The organism is methane-oxidizing endosymbiont of Gigantopelta aegis (assembly GCF_016097405.1).
Lineage (GTDB): Bacteria > Pseudomonadota > Gammaproteobacteria > Methylococcales > Methylomonadaceae > Methylomarinum.
Genome location: NZ_JAEHGD010000001.1, coordinates 630,252 through 647,257 on the forward strand (window position 1 = coordinate 630,252; position 17,006 = coordinate 647,257).

Consider the following 17,006-nt stretch of genomic DNA (forward strand, 5'->3'; position numbering starts at 1 on the left):
ACCGCTGGAGCTCGCTATACCTTATAAATGTTCCGTCGGGATTTTTGCTGGAGGCGTTGTAAACGTATGGTATGGCGTAGGTGATGGCAAAGTCCATTCCAAGCCATGCTTACTCGCATCTTCCCAAACTTCGTCCGTTGCTTTCCCTGTTCCACCGCGAATCGTATCGATTACGATATAGACAAATAACAACTGACTAAATCCATAGATAAAGGCACCAATACTGGAAATCATATTCCAATCTGCAAATTGCACCGCATAATCAGGAATACGTCTTGGCATACCCGCTAATCCCAGAAAATGCTGAGGGAAGAACAGGATATTGATTGAGATTGCCGACAACCAGAAATGCAATCGACCAATGCGTTCGTTATACATATTGCCGGTCCATTTTGGCAGCCAGAAATAGCCGGCAGCCATCAGAATAAATACCGACGCTGGTACCAATGTATAGTGAAAATGGGCCACAATAAAATAAGTGTCATGGTATTGCAAATCACTTGGCGCGACCGCCATCATCAGCCCGGTAAAACCGCCTAAGGTAAACAATACAACAAAAGCAATGGAAAACAGCATAGGCGTTTCGAAGGTCATCGCCCCTTTCCACATGGTTGCCGTCCAATTAAAGATTTTAACACCCGTCGGGATCGCAATCAGCATGGTTGCATACATGAAATATAGCTCACCCGCAATCGGCATACCCACAGTAAACATATGATGCGCCCACACGATGAACGACAAAAATGCAATAAAGCCTGTCGCCCAAACCATTGAGGTATAGCCAAACAAGGGTTTACGCGCAAACACTGGAATGATTGTTGACGCCACACCAAAGGTTGGCAAAATCATAATATAAACTTCAGGGTGTCCAAAAAACCAGAAAATATGTTGATATAAAACGGGATCACCACCACCTGCCGCATCAAAGAAGCTAGTATCAAAGAAACGGTCTGTCAATAACATGGTTACCGCACCCGCGAAAACAGGCATAACCGCAATGAGCAAAAATGCGGTAATCAGCCAAGTCCAGACAAACAATGGCATTTTCATCATGTCCATACCTGGCGCACGCATATTGAAAATAGTGGCAATAATATTGATCGCCCCCATAATGGACGAAATCCCCAACAAATGTACGGCAAAGATTGCAAAGGGTAATGCTTTACCGGTTTGCAGAACCAGCGGTGGATAAAATGTCCACCCTGCCGCCGGGCCGCCACCTTCCATAAACAAAGTGCTTGCCATCAATAAAATACCGGCAACCAACATCCAGAAACTCATGTTATTCATGCGCGGTAATGCCATATCTGGCGCACCGATCATCAATGGAATCATCCAGTTTGCCAAACCAACGAAAGCCGGCATCACGGCACCGAATACCATGACCAATGCATGCATGGTCGTCATGGAATTAAAGAATTGTGGCTCGACAAACTGCATACCCGGCTCGAATAATTCAGCCCGGATGATCAGCGCCATGCTTCCGCCCACAAAAAACATGATTAGCGAAAAGACCAAATACATAGTCCCAATATCTTTATGGTTGGTGGTTGTTATCCACCTCAGGATCCCCTTCGCAGGACCATGATCATGATGTTCATCATGCTCAGCTATTACAGCAGACATATTCAATACCTCTTACATTTATAAATTCAGATCGCAAAGAAAATTACTCTTTATCCGTGTCGTCATTTGCACCCGCCGCATTTTGCATGGCTGCAATTTCAGATGGTTGAACCATATCACCTACAGAATTACCCAGTCCATTCCGGATAAACGTGGCTACGGCTGCAAAATCAACTGCATTCAACATCTGTCCGAAAGCAGGCATCATTCCTTTACCATTGAACATGACTTCAATCTGTTGCTTGATGTCACCGGTTACAATCGGACTACCTTTGATGGCGGGAAATGTTCCCGGCATACCTGAACCATCCGGCATATGACAGGATGCACAGTTATTGGTGTAAACCGTTTCACCTTTCGCAACCAATTCTTCTTTAGTCCACGACTTCTCAGCTGCACTCGCCTCAGCGGCGGCAACTTCTTTCTGCTGCTCAACCCATTGTTTATAGTCTTCTTTTTCCATCGCGACAACGACAATAGGCATAAAAGCATGATCCTTACCGCACAGCTCTGTACATTGGCCACGATAGGTGCCAGGCTTTTCGATATAGGTCCAAGCGTCGTTAATAAAACCAGGGTTAGCATCTTTTTTCCAACCTAAATCAGGCACCCACCAAGAGTGGATCACATCAGCTGAGGTGAATAAAAAGCGAATTTTGGTACGAATAGGTACCACGAGCGGATGATCAACATCCAGCAAATAGTTCGGTACCGTTCTCGGATCTATCCCCGACCCTTTCTGCCGGGCCTTATTACTGGCCTCATCCAGACTACTGAAGAAGTGAATGCCATTATCTAGATATTCATACTCCCATTTCCATTGCCATCCTGTTACCTTGATACTCATGTCGGCATCCTGAATATCATCCATTTCCAGCATCGTCTTAGTGGCGGGAATCGCCATGCCGATCAGAATTGCAGTGGGGATAATCGTCCAGATAATTTCGACCGTTGTATTGTGGTGAAACTGTTCAGCTTTATGTCCTTTCGATTTACGGTGATGATAAATCGAATAGAACATGGTTCCAAATACAGCAATACCGATAAACACACAAATCCATAAGATAAGCATATGGAGATCGTGTACATCTTTACTGACTTGTGTAACGCCCTCGGTTAAATTGAGCGTGTAATCTGCATGTGCCGAACTCAGCCCGAATATTGACAGAGCCAAGCCAGCAAACAATTGCCTTGCTTTCTTCACGGAGCAGCCTCCTGGTTTTATTTATTGATAAACTTTGGAATGTAGCGTTTTTTCTTCCTTTGCAACCTGCTCCTTCCAAAAACAGGTTTGCATTGACCTACCAGTTTTCCATCAAATGCCACACATTAACCGGGGTATATTACCGCATCATCCATTTTCAAGCTAGTCGCGACACAAGTATTTTACAAAAACAGGTTTTTTTCCTTATCGTGCGTAACGACATTTTTATCGTCATCAGAATCACACGATTTTCTGTGTATTTCAACCACTTCTAACACCGACATACCGAAAAAAGATGCCCGTAATCTAACTACGACAGAAACATGGCATCGCCATAACTGAAAAAACGATAGCGCTGTGACACCGCATGCTGATAAGCACACATGATATTATCATAGCCCGCAAAGGCCGAAACTAACATCAACAAGGTCGATTGCGGTAAATGAAAATTAGTTAACAAAGCATCTACCGAGCGAAACCGATAACCCGGTGTAATAAATAGCTCAGTGTCGCCACACCCGGCTTCAAGTTCACCTTTGCAAGAGGCAGACTCCAGCGCCCGCACTGACGTCGTCCCAACACAGATCACCCGCCCCCCCTGTTTGCGAGTGTTTTTGACCGCCTCCACCACTGCCTCAGAAACCGAATAATATTCCTGATGCATCAAATGCTGACTAAGGTCTTCAACCCGCACCGGTTGAAATGTACCGCTCCCCACATGCAATGTGACAAATACTTGCTTAACGCCTTTTTCTTGCAGCTTTCTCATCATCTCCTGGTCAAAATGTAGTCCAGCTGTCGGCGCAGCAACGGCGCCGGCTTGTTCGGCAAATACGGTTTGATAGCGATCAAGATCCAAAGCCTCATCTTCCCGCTGAATATATGGTGGTAACGGAATATGCCCTACCTCCGACAAAATTTTATCCAGTGTGGGCTCGCCACAAAATGTTAATTTGAATAAATCATTGTCACGCCCATCAACACTGCATTTGAATCCACCAGCCAATACAATTTCACTCCCTGGTTTTGGCGCCTTGCTGGCTTTCACATGAGCAAGTGCTTGTTTTTGACCGATAACACGCTCAATCAATATCTCGACCTTTCCTCCACTTGCTTTACGCCCATACAGTCGCGCGGGAATCACCCGTGTATTGTTAAAAACCAGTAAATCCTTATCAGTGACTAAGTCAATAAAATCCCTAAAATAGCGATCCTGCATATCGCCACTCTGTTTATCCATACACAGCATTCTAGATGCTGTTCTTTCCGCTAAAGGCCTTTGGGCAATCAAGTCTTCAGGCAACACATAATTGAAATCGCTTTTTTTCATATTTTTTGATTGAGCAGTTGATAAATTTTTTCCAGAAGCGCCTCACTATCGCCAAAATAACCAGTCCCAAACCGTTTCCGGTAAACATCACCGAGCTGCGCCATTAAGTCCTGAAATTGTTGTTTTGAAAACGTTTCATCGCTGACCATGAGCATCATCTTTACAATCGGCTCTTGCTCATCATTCTGCTCAAGTGGAATAGCGCTATTCAAATGACGTGATTTTTCAGCTTTGAGGGGCACAGCGTATTTTTTCCAGAAATGACTGAAATAAGGCCGCCGCCGTTCATTTTTAAATTGTTTTTTAATGATATCGGCAAGCGCATACAGGCAACAGCTGACCGATGAATCCGGTCGCGCCAAAATGACAGGTTTTTGATTTTTTACTGCACTTTTTAAAGCAGAATCCTCAACTAAATAGCCTAAAAAATTTACTTTCAGATGCAGATATTTATCAACCGCTTTTTGAAAATAGAAAAATACTTTCTGGCTCTTCCGATAATTCTCTACTCGGTTGACCAAGACAAACAAATTTCTTTTTACGCCATAGTTCCTGAGTATTTTTAATAAGGAAAATGTATCGGTTAACGACGTAGGCTCTGGAGTCATCACAAAAACCCGATATTGTGACGAGGCGACAAAATACAAAACATCTTGATGACATCCGGCCGCTGTATCGACAAGAATATAATCAAATTGTCTTTCAAGTTCAGCCAATGCCTCTGTTAATTTTTTACGCTGCTGTTCTGACAAATCCACACAACTTTGTACACCGGATGCTGCAGGAACAACCCAAATGTCGCCAGGCGCTTGAATCAAAATATCCTGAATTGTCTTTTCGCCTTGAATAACATGTTTCAAGGTAAATTCAGGCTCTATTTTCAACAGCAGGTTGATATTTGCCAATCCGGTATCGGCATCAAATACACAGACTTTTGCATGACGCGCCAATGCCACACCTAAATTCGCAGCTATATTTGTCTTCCCCACCCCACCCTTGCCGCTGGTGATTGCAATGACCGCTGCCATCAGCCGTCCCCCGTCTTCCATTGTTGATAAAATTCAGCATAGCCATCTTGTTTCAAGTGCGTGCACTCCTCGCCAATCAACTCATAAATGTTAGGCAATGGATAGCCATTGAAGCGATTAGCTTTTACCAAGCTATAGGCCCCGACATCTTTAAAAATAATTTTATCCCCAACTTTCGGCACATCAGCCAAGTAATATTCACCAAACACATCGCCTGCAAGACAGCTCGACCCTACTAAAACGACTGCCTGTTCACCGTGTTCAGGAAAATGCAGTGTCGGAGATTTTTGATATTCAAAAATCTCCGGATGCTGATTTACCGAACTGTCCAGCACGGCAATGTTTTTTCCATCGCTTTCAAAACAATCGATTACCTCGGAAACCAAAAAGCCCGCATCACCCACAACAGCCTTGCCCGGCTCGATAAAGACATCTACCTCAAATTGCCGACGCAAAGCCTGTATCAGTGCAATAAAAGCCGAATGATCATTTATTTGTGGATAAAGATAACCGCCGCCTAAATTTATCCATTTAAGCTTTGACCTGTTCTTTGCCAACAAGTCATGCATCCGCACTATGGTTTTCTGCATAGGCTTAACTGTTTTACAGGAAAAGACCGTATGCCAATGCAACCCCTGAATATTTGCCGGCAATCCATACTGTTCAAGTCGCCTGATATCAACACCAAGTTTGGAAACAGGCCGACATGGGTCAAAGCGATTATCGTCGAGAAACGATAGCTTAGGATTGACCCGTAAGCCGCACGAAATAGCTTCAAGTTTAAAACTAAGTCTCTGCTGTTGTGACAAGGAGTTAAAACTAATATGGGTGCAAAGCTGTGCGAGTTCTTCACATTCATCGACTCGCATACCAGGCGTCGTCAAATGAATATCGCCTGCTCCCGCTAGTATCGCTGAAGCAAAACGCGCTTCAAACAAGGAACTGACCGAAAAACCATCCACATAAGGTAGCACCTGCTGCAATACTGCTTGCAATGGTAACGCCTTGATCGAATAGAGCAATTTGCAACCACTCGCGCGTTTCAACTCACCCAATGCTGTCAGATTATGTGCTAATTTTTGCTGATCGATCACAAAAGCCGGTGTCCGTATATCAGCCGATTCAATGATCCGTGTTATTTTCTTATCCAGGGTAAACCGCCTTCTCGGTAATCACTTTATGCATATAAACATCATGCGCAGCCATCGGTACTTTTTCAACCAGCTGACTTTCGAAACACACGCCAACTACTCGTGCATCAGGCCTAACCGATTGCAAAAGACGATCATAATAGCCCGCACCATTGCCTAAACGCCCCCCGTTGCGATCGAATACAACGCCCGGTGTCATAATCATATCCAATTCTTCTACCCTTACTCGTTTTTTTGCATCCCCCCAGCTGCTCTGCGGTGGTTCCAAAATGCCCCACATACCAGGCACTAACTCCTCAACCTGATTTAACAGCCATAGCCCCAATACTTTTTGACCCTTTTCATCTTCCGTACAATACGGCACCACAATTCGTTTCGATGTCCTAAGTTGCTCCTGTAACGTATCTAGCGTTTGCACTTCCGTCCGGCAATGCACATACCACATCACCGTTTCAGCCGCTTGATATTCAGATTGCATCACAAATTGATGGCATATCGCATGACTCAACGCCACCTTATTCGTTTGTTGCTGTCGCTGTCTATATCCCCATTGCCGCAGTGATTCTTTTTCTAGAAATTTTGGATCTACACAACTTATATTATCTATCATAATCTCGTATTTAAGCGATTGTTAGTCTATGCTTAATTTACAGCGTGCCATATAAAACATGAAAACAATCTCATTTTTCTTTTATAATGAGGCGCTAAATAAGCACGCGAGGTTAACATGGATAAACCATTTATTTTACACATGCTGACAACAGCAAAAAACTTAAGCCCCTTTGATGTCAATATGGCTTTGGATGCCGGGTGGGTTTCCGCCGTTCCCTATATTAACGTTGAACCGAGCGAAGTCAGAGGGCTGGTTCAAGATGCTATCTTTTCCCGTAGTCCAAAAGGCTTAAAACGTACGGCTATTTTTATAGGCGGCCGCGAAACCAAGCAAGCCATGGATATGTTAAAATTGGCCAAAAATGCCATGGTTCCTCCATTTGAAGTCTCTGTCTTTGCTGACCCGAGCGGTGCCTTTACAACTGCCGCCGGTATGGTCGCCATCGTGGAAAAAGCCCTGATGGAAAAATTTGACACCACTCTTGAAGGCAAAAACATTCTGGCTTTAGGTGGAACAGGCCCGGTCGGCCAGGCCGCCGCCGTCATTGCCGCGAAAGCTGGCGCCAATGTCCGCATCATTGGCCGTCAACTCGACAAAGCCGAGCGCATCGCTGAACTTTGCAGCGAAGAATTTGGCGGAGGCGACATTACAATTACAGCCGGCGCTGATGCCGATAAAGGTGACTATATCAAAACCGCCGATATCGTCTTTGCGACAGGCGCTGCGGGTATTCAATTATTGAGCCCCGAGCAGATTGCCGCCGCACCACAACTGAAAGTTGCGGCTGATGTCAATGCCGTCCCTCCCTCAGGCATTGCCGGTGTAGATGCATTTGATAACTGCAAACCCATTGAAGACTCACCTTCCGGTGCCGTCGGTATTGGAGCATTAGCTATTGGCAATGTGAAATATCAAGCACAAAACCGCTTATTGCGAAAAATGCTGGAAGCCGACAAACCGGTCTATCTGAACTTTGAACATGCTTTTGAAGTGGCTCGGGATTTTGTTAGAGATAATGCTTAATTCTCACTAAAATCACTGACACAAGCCGGGGTTCCAAGCATGTCGCAAAAATACTGACTTTTATCGGAGAATTCCTTAATGGAAAAGTGTACCTTTCTGAATTTCTTAGCAAAATTTTTTCCACACTGCGCCTCTAAACCCAACGCGCATAACGAAAAACGCAGCATTTTGCATATGCTTGACCCTATGCTCAACAATAGCCCTTTTGACATCAACATGGCACTTGATGCAGGCTTTGATGTTCTGATGCCGTATTCCAATGTCAAGCTGGAAAGCGTCCACACCCTGACTCAAGACGCTATTTTTTCACGTGGTCCTGGCGGTGTTAAAAAAACCGCCATGTTCATTGGCGGGCGTGATATCGGGCTCGCCATTGATATGTTAAACACCAGCAAACAAGCCATGTTTCCGCCTTTTGAAATTTCTGTCATGGCCGACCCTAGCGGCGCATTTACCACTGCCGCCGCATTAGTTGCCTGTGTCGAAAAAGAGCTGCAGGAAAAACACAACAAATCTTTAAAAGAATGCAAGGCACTGGTTTTCGGTGGCACTGGCCCTGTAGGTCTGTCGACTGCTGTCATCGCAGCGCAACAAGGCGCACATACCACGCTGATTGACCACCTTTCACTGGATGCAGCACTGGATGCGGCAAAAGAATACGGCCGCCGTTTTAAAGTGGAATTACATGCCGCTGTGGCCGGATCCGATGAGGAAAAAGCTGAAATTGTTAGCGATGCCGATATTATCTTCTGTACAGCAAAGGCCGGTATTCAGGTTTTAAGTACCGCGGTGTTACGACAAGCAAAACAACTGAAAGTAGCGGGCGATGTCAATGCTGTCCCTCCTGCCGGGATAGAAGGCATTGACGTAAATGACTTCGGTAAAGCCTTAAAAGGCCTGCCCGACTCACAAAATACCGTCGGCATTGGCGCCTTGGCTATAGGCAATGTCAAATACAATCTACAGCATAACCTACTTAAATCCATGCTAAAGAGTGACAAACCACTTTTTTTGGATTTTCGCAATGCTTTTGATGAGGCACAAGCATTGTTTAATACTGGCGAAAAATCATAAGCTGCGTATAACAAAACGCTATATCTGGTTATATTTCAGCGCGAGTCGCGTTAATTCGACATCATTTTTAACATTTAATTTTTCGTATAGCCGATAGCGATAGGTATTGATAGTTTTATCACTCAACTTCAGCATATCCGCCATCTCCTGAATGCTCTTGCCTTGCAAAATCAGGTTACTGACTTCTGACTCGCGCTGGGATAATTTGGCAAAAGGCGTTTCAGCTCCATCGAGCCCCTGAAACGCCAGATTCTCGGCAATATCACTACTGAGAAACCGCTTGCCATGCATGACCGTTCGAATGGCATCGACCATTTCGTTGACAGAAGCCCCTTTAGAAACAAACCCCTTAACGCCTAGCTTCAACAGCTGTTGTGGTAAGGGGCCATCATCATACACAGAAACGACAATAATTTTTGTATCAGGTTGCTCTTTTAAAATACGCCGACAAGCTTCGACGCCGCCAATCCCCGGCATATTGATATCCATTAAAACAACGTCTGGAGATTGCTCTTCGACCAGCTTAACAGCATCTTCTCCCGAGCCACAGACGGCCGTAACTAAAATATCATCAAAAGAATTGAGCAGAACTTCAATCCCTGTTCTAACTAATTCATGGTCATCGACAACAAGTACTTTTATAATTAACGCCACCCACAAACTCCCTTAATTACTGTTTAATCTGTCTATATCTTTCTATAAGACAAAAATGTGATCCTTGGCAATACGTGATTTAAGTTGTGATGTTAATACGGAACGCCGCTGTCAGTCAATCCTTACAAAAGCTTAGGGATATCCCGCGTAACATCAGTTATTATAACACGCACGTCGCAGACACTTGACCAACCAATCTGCATCGTCTTGTGTTAAAAACTCTTTCCAGGGAGGCATAGCTGTTCCCGCCCGACCGTCTAAAATTGTTTTGATTAAAAATTGATCCGATTTATGACGCAAGTTATCTGGCAATAAGGCGGAGCCTAAGCCGCCTTTTAGCGTAATACCATGACATGAACCACAATCCTGGCTTAGTAAATTCTCCAAGTATTGTTGTCGCGCCTTGTCTGGTGCTGCATTGACCTCATCAACTGCAACCCATGCAAACACCAAACAGATCAAAATATTAAGGCTTAAGCCGCGCATAATAAGCTGTTATATTATCAATATCTTTAGCCGATAAAGAACCAGCGAAGGCATTCATAATCTCTGATACTCGGGTTTTATCTCGATATTGTTTTAATGACTGCTCAAGATATGCGCGATCACGACCAGCCAAAGGCGGAAAAGGTGCATCTGCCGATGGATTCCTGATGCCATGACATTGAGAGCAAACAGCCTGGGCTTGCATTTTACCGGCATAAATATTTGCTGCCTGCACGAAAGGCATCCACACTAAAAATAATAGACTGCAAAGTAGCTTATTCATAATCACTCCATCTCATCCGGAGACAAGCCTCGCGTCATATATTTCACCCTGCCATGCGAAAAAATACCCGCTGGACTTTCCATAGGAATGCTGGTTACTTTTTTCAATGAGAATGCATCATAGACAACGACTTCATCACCTGAATAACCGGCACTGACATAGAGAAATTTACCATCGGCGCTATATTCTGGAAAATAAGCATGCCCGCCAACATCCAATGTTTTGACGACCTCTAAGGTTTTTTTGTCAATCAATTGAATTGTCCGAGCGCGCCTGTCCTTACTGATAATATCCACCGCAACATACGGAGCATTGGCATGTGCAGCAGGCGATTCGGTTCCACCCGAAACAGGAATTTGCTTGATAACTTCCATCGTATCCAGATCCCAAACGCTGACCACAGTTTTATCGCAGGTTCCAAAATTAGTGCCAAATCCTAAAACACGCCCATCAACCTTTACTGCGGCGCCACCGCCAACATGTGGCACACAGCCAGCCGGCAATTTTTTGATGAGTTTACGTTCGGCAAGATCAATCGCTGCAACAATACTGTCGTCATAAGATGCCACCATCAGCTTACGACCTTTATGCGTCAAGAAGGCATCATGCAAATGCCGACCGACATTTTTGATTTTAGTCACTGGAAAGCCGTCTTTCAAATCAACAATCCAGACCTGCCCTGCATTTTCCAAAGCAATGGCAAAAATATCAGCATACGGTGTGCCGATAATCATACCTGAATCGGAAGATACAAAATTACCATCCGGGTCTATGCCTTCCAATTCAAATGTTTTTAATGGCTCAAGAGTATCCGCATCAAGAATGACCGCGTTATGGGGTACGAATGAGCCAGCCATGATGTATTTCCCATCCCTCGAAACGCCCATCCCCGGCCCATTAAACCCCGTCTTGATACTACGAACCGCCTTCATCGAGTAAAGATCAACCTTAAAAATTTCAGCGGTATCTGTTTTAACGTAAGCCCAACGCGGATTTGCCGGGTTAAAATCTATAATATGCGCGGCTGTTCCGGTTGGAATTTCACCGACGACCTGATGAGTTTTACTGTTGATAAAAACTGCCTTCGACCCACTTCCGCGACCATATTTTCCACGCGCAGCAACTCCGATCAAGTCATCCATATCGTCAATGGCATATTGCGGTTGTTCGGGCAAGGTTGATTCATCTTTAACATAAACTTGCAACGATGCCTTCATGTCGTCGATGGTCCAGGCCGGATTAGGCAATTTTGGCGTACTCTGTAAATGCTTAACCATCGCCCGAATCTGATCATCGCTGAGCTTGCCATAGAAAGGTGGCATCAAGGTTTCGAAACTGCCAGTCATGATTAGCGTTCGCAATGCGGTTGGGCTGCGCCCTTTTAATGTCTCCTTATCCAACGCCGGTGCTAAATAGCCACCATGATCTGAACCATGACAACTGGCACAATTATCCTGATAAAGCTGGTGCATATTATCTGATGCCGCCTCTACATGACCTATCAGGGCTATGGATAATATTGTCGTTAAAAAATGAGTTTTTTTATTCTTATTCATACCTTCTCTCCCCCATAAACACACTAAAAGCCGAAATTATCTTCGATAACGACCTCAGAATAATCCAGCTGCCCCGGGCGTGGGTTAGCCGGTTTTAGCGCTTTACCCACGACAACAAACATCGAAATTAAATGATCATCCGGCAGATTGATCATTTCCGCAACATCATCAAAATCAAAACCATCCATTGGACAGGAATCATACCCCATCGCTTTAGCCGCTAACATAATCGTTTGTGCAGCAATACCACATGACCGCATTGCTTCATCGCGCTGAACCTGGGTTTTACCTTGGTAATATTGTTGAATAGCCGGCAAAATATAATCCTGCGCTTCTTTAGGCGCATTCCGCCAATAGCGTTCAGGCTGCTTTTCCCACGCCTTAATATCGGCGCACAACACAATCAATAATGAGGCATCGGTAACTTGTGGCTGATCCCAAGCTGCTGCACGAATTTTTTCTCGCAAAACGTTGTCTTTGACCACAACAAAACGCCAGTGTTGAATATTAAAGGCTGTCGGTGACAGCATCGCTAACGATAATAACTTTCGCGTTTCTTCGTCACTGATCTGGAACGTTGGGTCATAAATTTTTACCGAACGCCTGTTTTCAATTGCCTGTAATGTATCCATAAATTATTCCTGCTGCTGATGATGATATGAAACGATACGCGCCACTTCTTTTTTTGAGCCTAATATCAAGGGCACTCGTTGATGAATGCCTTCCGGCTGAATATCCAGGATTCGTTGTCGCCCCGTATGACACGCACCACCCGCCTGTTCGACAATAAACGCCATGGGGTTAGCCTCATACATCAACCTGAGGCGCCCGGCCTGGTTTGGATTTTTCACATCATAAGGATACATAAAGACTCCCCCACGGGTCAAAATCCGATAAACCTCAGCCACCAGCGAGGCAATCCAACGCATATTAAAATTCTTATTTCTAGGACCGTCCTCGCCTAAAACACATTCATCCACATATTTCTTGACCGCCGGCTCCCAAAATCGCTGATTCGACATGTTAATAGCAAATTCGCTACACTCTTCAGTAATTTTCATATCCGGATGGGTCAAATAAAATTCCCCTACAGCCTGATCCAGAGTAAAGCCATTAACCCCTTGTCCGGTTGTCAATACCATAATGGTCGATGGGCCATAGAGCACAAAACCAGCGCACACCTGCTGACTACCCTTTTGCAAAAAATCATTTAGCGAAGGCTCTTTTTTACCTTCATAGCGCAAGATTGAGAATATAGTCCCAACCGTTAAATTCAAATCAATATTAGATGAACCGTCTAATGGATCAAATAAAGCCAGATACTTTCCACGAGGTGCGTCTTCGGGTAGCCTCACCCAATCTTCATTTTCTTCTGAAGCCATACCTGCCAGATGTCCATTCCAGCTTAAGGCATCAATCATGATTTCATTACTAATGATATCCAGTTTTTTTTGTACTTCGCCTTGTACATTTTCCGTTTCTGCATTACCCAAAATACCGATTAAATCGCCCTGATTGACGCGATACGATATTTTTTTACAAGCTAAAACAATATCATTTAATAATAAGCTGAAATCCCCAGAAACACCTCGCAAAGCGCGTTGTTGCTCTAAAATAAATTGCGTCAATGTCATTTTTCCTGACATAGTATAAATCCCGAGTTGTTGATATAGCGCACTCAAAAAAGGCCGGCTCAACTTTCGCTGAACCAGCCTTTTTATTTAAATCGTAAATCTGTTACCGTTACAGTAAATTCAAGGCATTCAAGTCTTCAAATGCTTTTACGATCCGTTTTACCATGTTAACCTGGCCGGCACGTTGCCAAACACGTGGATCATAGTATTTCTTATTCGGCGCATCATCACCTGTCGGATTACCAATCTGTCCCTGAAGATAGGCTTCATGCTCCTTATAATAATTCATAACACCTTCCCAAGCAGCCCATTGCGTATCCGTATCAATATTCATTTTGATAACGCCGTAACTGATCGATTCGGCAATTTCTTCCGGTGAAGAACCTGAACCACCATGGAATACAAAATTCAAGGTATTTTCTGGCACACCATATTTTTCAGAGACGAATTTTTGTGAGTCTCGTAAAATAGTCGGTGTCAATTTAACATTACCTGGTTTGTAAACGCCATGAACATTCCCAAAAGATGCGGCAATGGTAAAACGATGACTCACTTTGCTTAACTCTTCATAGGCGTAAGCGACTTCCTCAGGCTGCGTATATAACATGGATTGATCCATATCGCTGTTATCAACGCCATCTTCTTCACCACCGGTACAACCTAATTCAATCTCCAACGTCATGTCCATTTTCGACATGCGCTCCAGATATTTTGCGCAGATTTCGATATTTTCTTCCAAACTTTCTTCTGAAAGATCAATCATATGAGAACTGAATAATGGACGGCCTGTCTGCGCAAAGTGCTTTTCACCCGCATCGAGCAGACCATCAATCCATGGCAGCAATTTTTTTGCACAGTGATCAGTATGTAAAATAACCGGCACACCATAATGTTCAGCCAGATTATGAACATGTAATGCAGCAGAAATAGCACCTAATACTGAATTACGCTGACCTTCAGCAGGCAATCCTTTACCGGCATAAAAAGCGGCACCCCCGTTTGAACACTGAATAAAAACAGGTGAATTTGCCTGGGCTGCCGCTTCTAATACCGCATTGATAGTATCTGAGCTGATGATATTGACCGCAGGTAATGCACTCTTATTTTGCTTACAGTATTCGAAAATCTTTTGTACATCATCACCCGTAACTACACCGGGTTTAACAATTTCAGATAATTTTTGTGTCATTTTTTGAAATATCCTGATAGAAATAGCCACACCGTATCATCAGGATACGATGTGGCATAGGGATCATCTCTTAACAAAGAAAGTGATTTTTGTGGTTTTAAGCTTCTATTTCAGCTAATCGGTCAGCCAATAATTTTTCCAGCGTTTCTAATGCTTTTGAAAACCCTTCAATACCTTCTGATAATTTGTCAGATGCCATACGGTTTTCTTCATGCATTTTATCGAAAGTGGCTTTATCGATTGACAGCTTTTCAATATCCATAGTAGCTGCTTTAGCTGGATCTAGTTTTCTTTCCAATACGCCTTCAGTTGATTTCAACTCAGCTAATAATGCTGGTGCAATTGTCAATAGATCACAGCCGGCTAATTCTGTAATTTCGCCGATATTACGGAAGCTAGCCCCCATAACCTCAGTTTTGTAACCGAATTTTTTGTAGTAGTTGTAAATCGTAGTCACTGAAACAACACCTGGGTCTTCTGCAGGTGGATATGAATCACGGCCGGTTTCTTTCTTATACCAGTCTAAGATACGACCTACAAACGGAGAAATCAGGGTAATACCACCTTCAGCACAGGCAACAGCTTGATGCAAACCGAACAACAATGTCAAGTTACAATGGATGCCTTCTTTTTCCAAGACTTCGGCAGCTTTAATGCCTTCCCAGGTTGCCGCAATTTTAATCAGAATTCTATCCTTTGAAATGCCTGCTTTTTCATACTGGGCGATGATATCACGACCTTTTTGAATCGTGCCTTCGGTATCATATGACAATCTCGCATCAACTTCTGTTGAAACACGACCCGGAATAATTTCAAGGATTTTTAAGCCAAAAGAAACAGCCAATTTTTCAAAGGCTAATGAAGCTACTTCTTCAGCGGATGCGCTCGCACCTAATTCTTCTCTCGCCGATTTCAATGTATCATCAACAATACCTTGATATTGTGGCATTTGCGCGGCAGCCGTAATCAAAGACGGATTTGTCGTTGCATCACGTGGCTTAAATGTTTCTATTGCTTCAATATCACCTGTATCTGCAACAACTACAGTCATTTCACTCAGTTGTTCAAGTAAGTTCTTTGCCATAATATAAATACCTATCTATTATTGTTAAAAATTCATGTCGTTACCGCATGGAACGGCAACTGAAATCTATACTTTAAGACCCCACTCTGTAAGCTTTTTGAGATGGAATAAGCTATCCTTAAATGATAACATTTGATTGATTTTACAAAAAAGAAAGCCGAGTCTAAGAGCGGGTTAAATCCGAAATCTGCGCTTGCCCTTTCATTGGCAAGTAAAGGAAATCTTGTTGAATATAACATCCCCCAGGATAAGCTGCTCTCTGGGGGGATATTATTTTTATTTGTAACTGCCTAAGCTTAGCCTTTCTTTTTGCGCAGGTATTTCTCAACACCCGTTGCATTTTCTTCAGCCAACTTACGTGTACGAACAACCTGCTTTGCCAGATATTTTGCAACACCTGTTGTCGGCAAAGATTGTTGTTTTTTCGCTAAATATTTAGAAACACGGGTTTCTTTAGGTTGCTTTTTAGCTAAATATCTTTCAACACGAGTTACACCTTCTGCGGCTTCAGTGCTCGCTCTAGGCGCTGGTCTTGAAGCTCGCGCACGAGGTGCTGATGAAGGCGTTGATGGCGCACCTGCTTTTTTTCGATAAAAAAAGAAACCTGCAACAGCCAATGCCACAACAGCAATCAGCATCGTTTGATCTGAGCTTTCTTCTTTTGTCGCTACTGTACTTGTCGAATCTGATGAAGACTCTACAGAAGATGAAGAAGAAGTCGATCGTGTAGAAACGGATTCTATTTTATCGGCTTTATGTTTATATCCTGGATCTTGATAAACCACTTTAGGCTTAAAAGCCGCTGCTGGATAATTCGGGTCAGGTTCTGTTTGACCTGAAGAAAATGATGATGCTGTTGACTCAGAATGTTTATAATCCGAATCACTATATAAAACCTTAGGTTGAAAATCCGCTGCGGGATATTCATCTGATGTTGCCTGAGCCATTAAAGGACTCACTAACAACATAGCTGCTAATGTGCCTTTTGTAAGAAATAAGTTTTTCACCATATTCACCTATATGTTGTTAACGAGAGACTACTAACACTTCAGGTATTAATAGTCTCGCCGC

The 17,006-nt window shown here is 43.7% G+C and carries 18 protein-coding genes; 3 read left to right on the forward strand and 15 right to left on the reverse strand.

The features are described from left to right. Positions 1-21 precede the first annotated feature (21 nt). From ctaD to JEU20_RS03155, 6 genes are all read right to left on the reverse strand, one after another. A complete protein-coding gene (gene ctaD, locus JEU20_RS03130; protein ID WP_198243624.1) occupies positions 22-1,626 on the reverse strand; it encodes a cytochrome c oxidase subunit I in 1,605 nt (534 codons plus the stop codon). 43 nt (positions 1,627-1,669) lie between these two features. Beyond that, positions 1,670-2,830: a cytochrome c oxidase subunit II gene (gene coxB, locus JEU20_RS03135; protein WP_198243625.1), complete on the reverse strand. Its 1,161-nt coding sequence runs from the start codon at positions 2,828-2,830 to the stop codon at positions 1,670-1,672. Positions 2,831-3,140: 310 nt separating this feature from the next. Then, the gene (gene queA / locus JEU20_RS03140) at positions 3,141-4,160 is read right to left on the reverse strand and encodes a tRNA preQ1(34) S-adenosylmethionine ribosyltransferase-isomerase QueA (protein ID WP_198243626.1); all 1,020 of its coding nucleotides are present in this window, start codon (positions 4,158-4,160) and stop codon (positions 3,141-3,143) included. Continuing rightward, positions 4,157-5,188 (reverse strand): MinD/ParA family protein, encoded by a 1,032-nt coding sequence (locus JEU20_RS03145; RefSeq protein ID WP_198243627.1) that lies wholly within the window; start codon positions 5,186-5,188, stop codon positions 4,157-4,159. Before JEU20_RS03145 ends, queA begins: the two co-directional genes overlap by 4 nt. After that, entirely contained in the window at positions 5,188-6,282 is a 1,095-nt protein-coding gene (locus JEU20_RS03150) for a type III PLP-dependent enzyme domain-containing protein (protein ID WP_245395083.1), read from the reverse strand. The genes JEU20_RS03145 and JEU20_RS03150 overlap by 1 nt, the downstream gene beginning before the upstream one ends. A gap of 49 nt (positions 6,283-6,331) precedes the next feature. Beyond that, positions 6,332-6,949, reverse strand: coding sequence for a 5-formyltetrahydrofolate cyclo-ligase (locus JEU20_RS03155; RefSeq protein ID WP_198243628.1), 618 nt, complete (start codon positions 6,947-6,949; stop codon positions 6,332-6,334). 117 nt (positions 6,950-7,066) lie between these two features. On the opposite strand from JEU20_RS03155, the gene JEU20_RS03160 reads away from it, so the two are divergent. Together JEU20_RS03160 and JEU20_RS03165 are read left to right on the forward strand one after the other, a co-directional pair. Beyond that, on the forward strand, positions 7,067-7,975 hold the full coding sequence (locus JEU20_RS03160; protein ID WP_198243629.1) for an NAD(P)-dependent methylenetetrahydromethanopterin dehydrogenase: 909 nt from the start codon (positions 7,067-7,069) through the stop codon (positions 7,973-7,975). Positions 7,976-8,149: 174 nt separating this feature from the next. Next, the gene (locus tag JEU20_RS03165) at positions 8,150-9,049 is read left to right on the forward strand and encodes an NAD(P)-dependent methylenetetrahydromethanopterin dehydrogenase (RefSeq protein ID WP_198245830.1); all 900 of its coding nucleotides are present in this window, start codon (positions 8,150-8,152) and stop codon (positions 9,047-9,049) included. An 18-nt stretch (positions 9,050-9,067) separates the two neighbouring features. Here the strand turns inward: JEU20_RS03165 and JEU20_RS03170 are convergent, their stop codons facing one another. The 8 genes from JEU20_RS03170 to JEU20_RS03205 all read right to left on the reverse strand — a co-directional run bounded on the left by JEU20_RS03170 (position 9,068) and on the right by JEU20_RS03205 (position 15,935). Beyond that, on the reverse strand, positions 9,068-9,694 hold the full coding sequence (locus JEU20_RS03170; protein WP_198245832.1) for a response regulator: 627 nt from the start codon (positions 9,692-9,694) through the stop codon (positions 9,068-9,070). A gap of 162 nt (positions 9,695-9,856) precedes the next feature. Next, positions 9,857-10,189, reverse strand: coding sequence for a c-type cytochrome (locus tag JEU20_RS03175; protein ID WP_198243630.1), 333 nt, complete (start codon positions 10,187-10,189; stop codon positions 9,857-9,859). After that, complete coding sequence (locus tag JEU20_RS03180; RefSeq protein ID WP_198243631.1) at positions 10,170-10,472, reverse strand: c-type cytochrome; 303 nt, start codon at positions 10,470-10,472, stop codon at positions 10,170-10,172. The genes JEU20_RS03175 and JEU20_RS03180 overlap by 20 nt, the downstream gene beginning before the upstream one ends. Positions 10,473-10,474: 2 nt before the next feature. Further along, entirely contained in the window at positions 10,475-12,028 is a 1,554-nt protein-coding gene (locus JEU20_RS03185; RefSeq protein ID WP_198243632.1) for a cytochrome D1 domain-containing protein, read from the reverse strand. A 23-nt stretch (positions 12,029-12,051) separates the two neighbouring features. Further along, positions 12,052-12,660: a nitroreductase family protein gene (locus JEU20_RS03190; RefSeq protein ID WP_198243633.1), complete on the reverse strand. Its 609-nt coding sequence runs from the start codon at positions 12,658-12,660 to the stop codon at positions 12,052-12,054. Positions 12,661-12,663: 3 nt separating this feature from the next. Beyond that, on the reverse strand, positions 12,664-13,674 hold the full coding sequence (locus tag JEU20_RS03195; RefSeq protein ID WP_198243634.1) for a class 1 fructose-bisphosphatase: 1,011 nt from the start codon (positions 13,672-13,674) through the stop codon (positions 12,664-12,666). Between the two features lie 97 nt (positions 13,675-13,771). Continuing rightward, positions 13,772-14,851: a class II fructose-bisphosphate aldolase gene (gene fbaA, locus JEU20_RS03200; protein ID WP_198243635.1), complete on the reverse strand. Its 1,080-nt coding sequence runs from the start codon at positions 14,849-14,851 to the stop codon at positions 13,772-13,774. Positions 14,852-14,948: 97 nt separating this feature from the next. Beyond that, on the reverse strand, positions 14,949-15,935 hold the full coding sequence (locus JEU20_RS03205; protein WP_198243636.1) for a transaldolase: 987 nt from the start codon (positions 15,933-15,935) through the stop codon (positions 14,949-14,951). Between the two features lie 132 nt (positions 15,936-16,067). On the opposite strand from JEU20_RS03205, the gene JEU20_RS14750 reads away from it, so the two are divergent. Beyond that, a complete protein-coding gene (locus tag JEU20_RS14750; protein WP_214657281.1) occupies positions 16,068-16,229 on the forward strand; it encodes a hypothetical protein in 162 nt (53 codons plus the stop codon). A gap of 2 nt (positions 16,230-16,231) precedes the next feature. On the opposite strand, the gene JEU20_RS03210 is transcribed toward JEU20_RS14750, so the two are convergent. Further along, on the reverse strand, positions 16,232-16,945 hold the full coding sequence (locus JEU20_RS03210) for a hypothetical protein (RefSeq protein ID WP_198243637.1): 714 nt from the start codon (positions 16,943-16,945) through the stop codon (positions 16,232-16,234). Positions 16,946-17,006 lie beyond the last annotated feature (61 nt).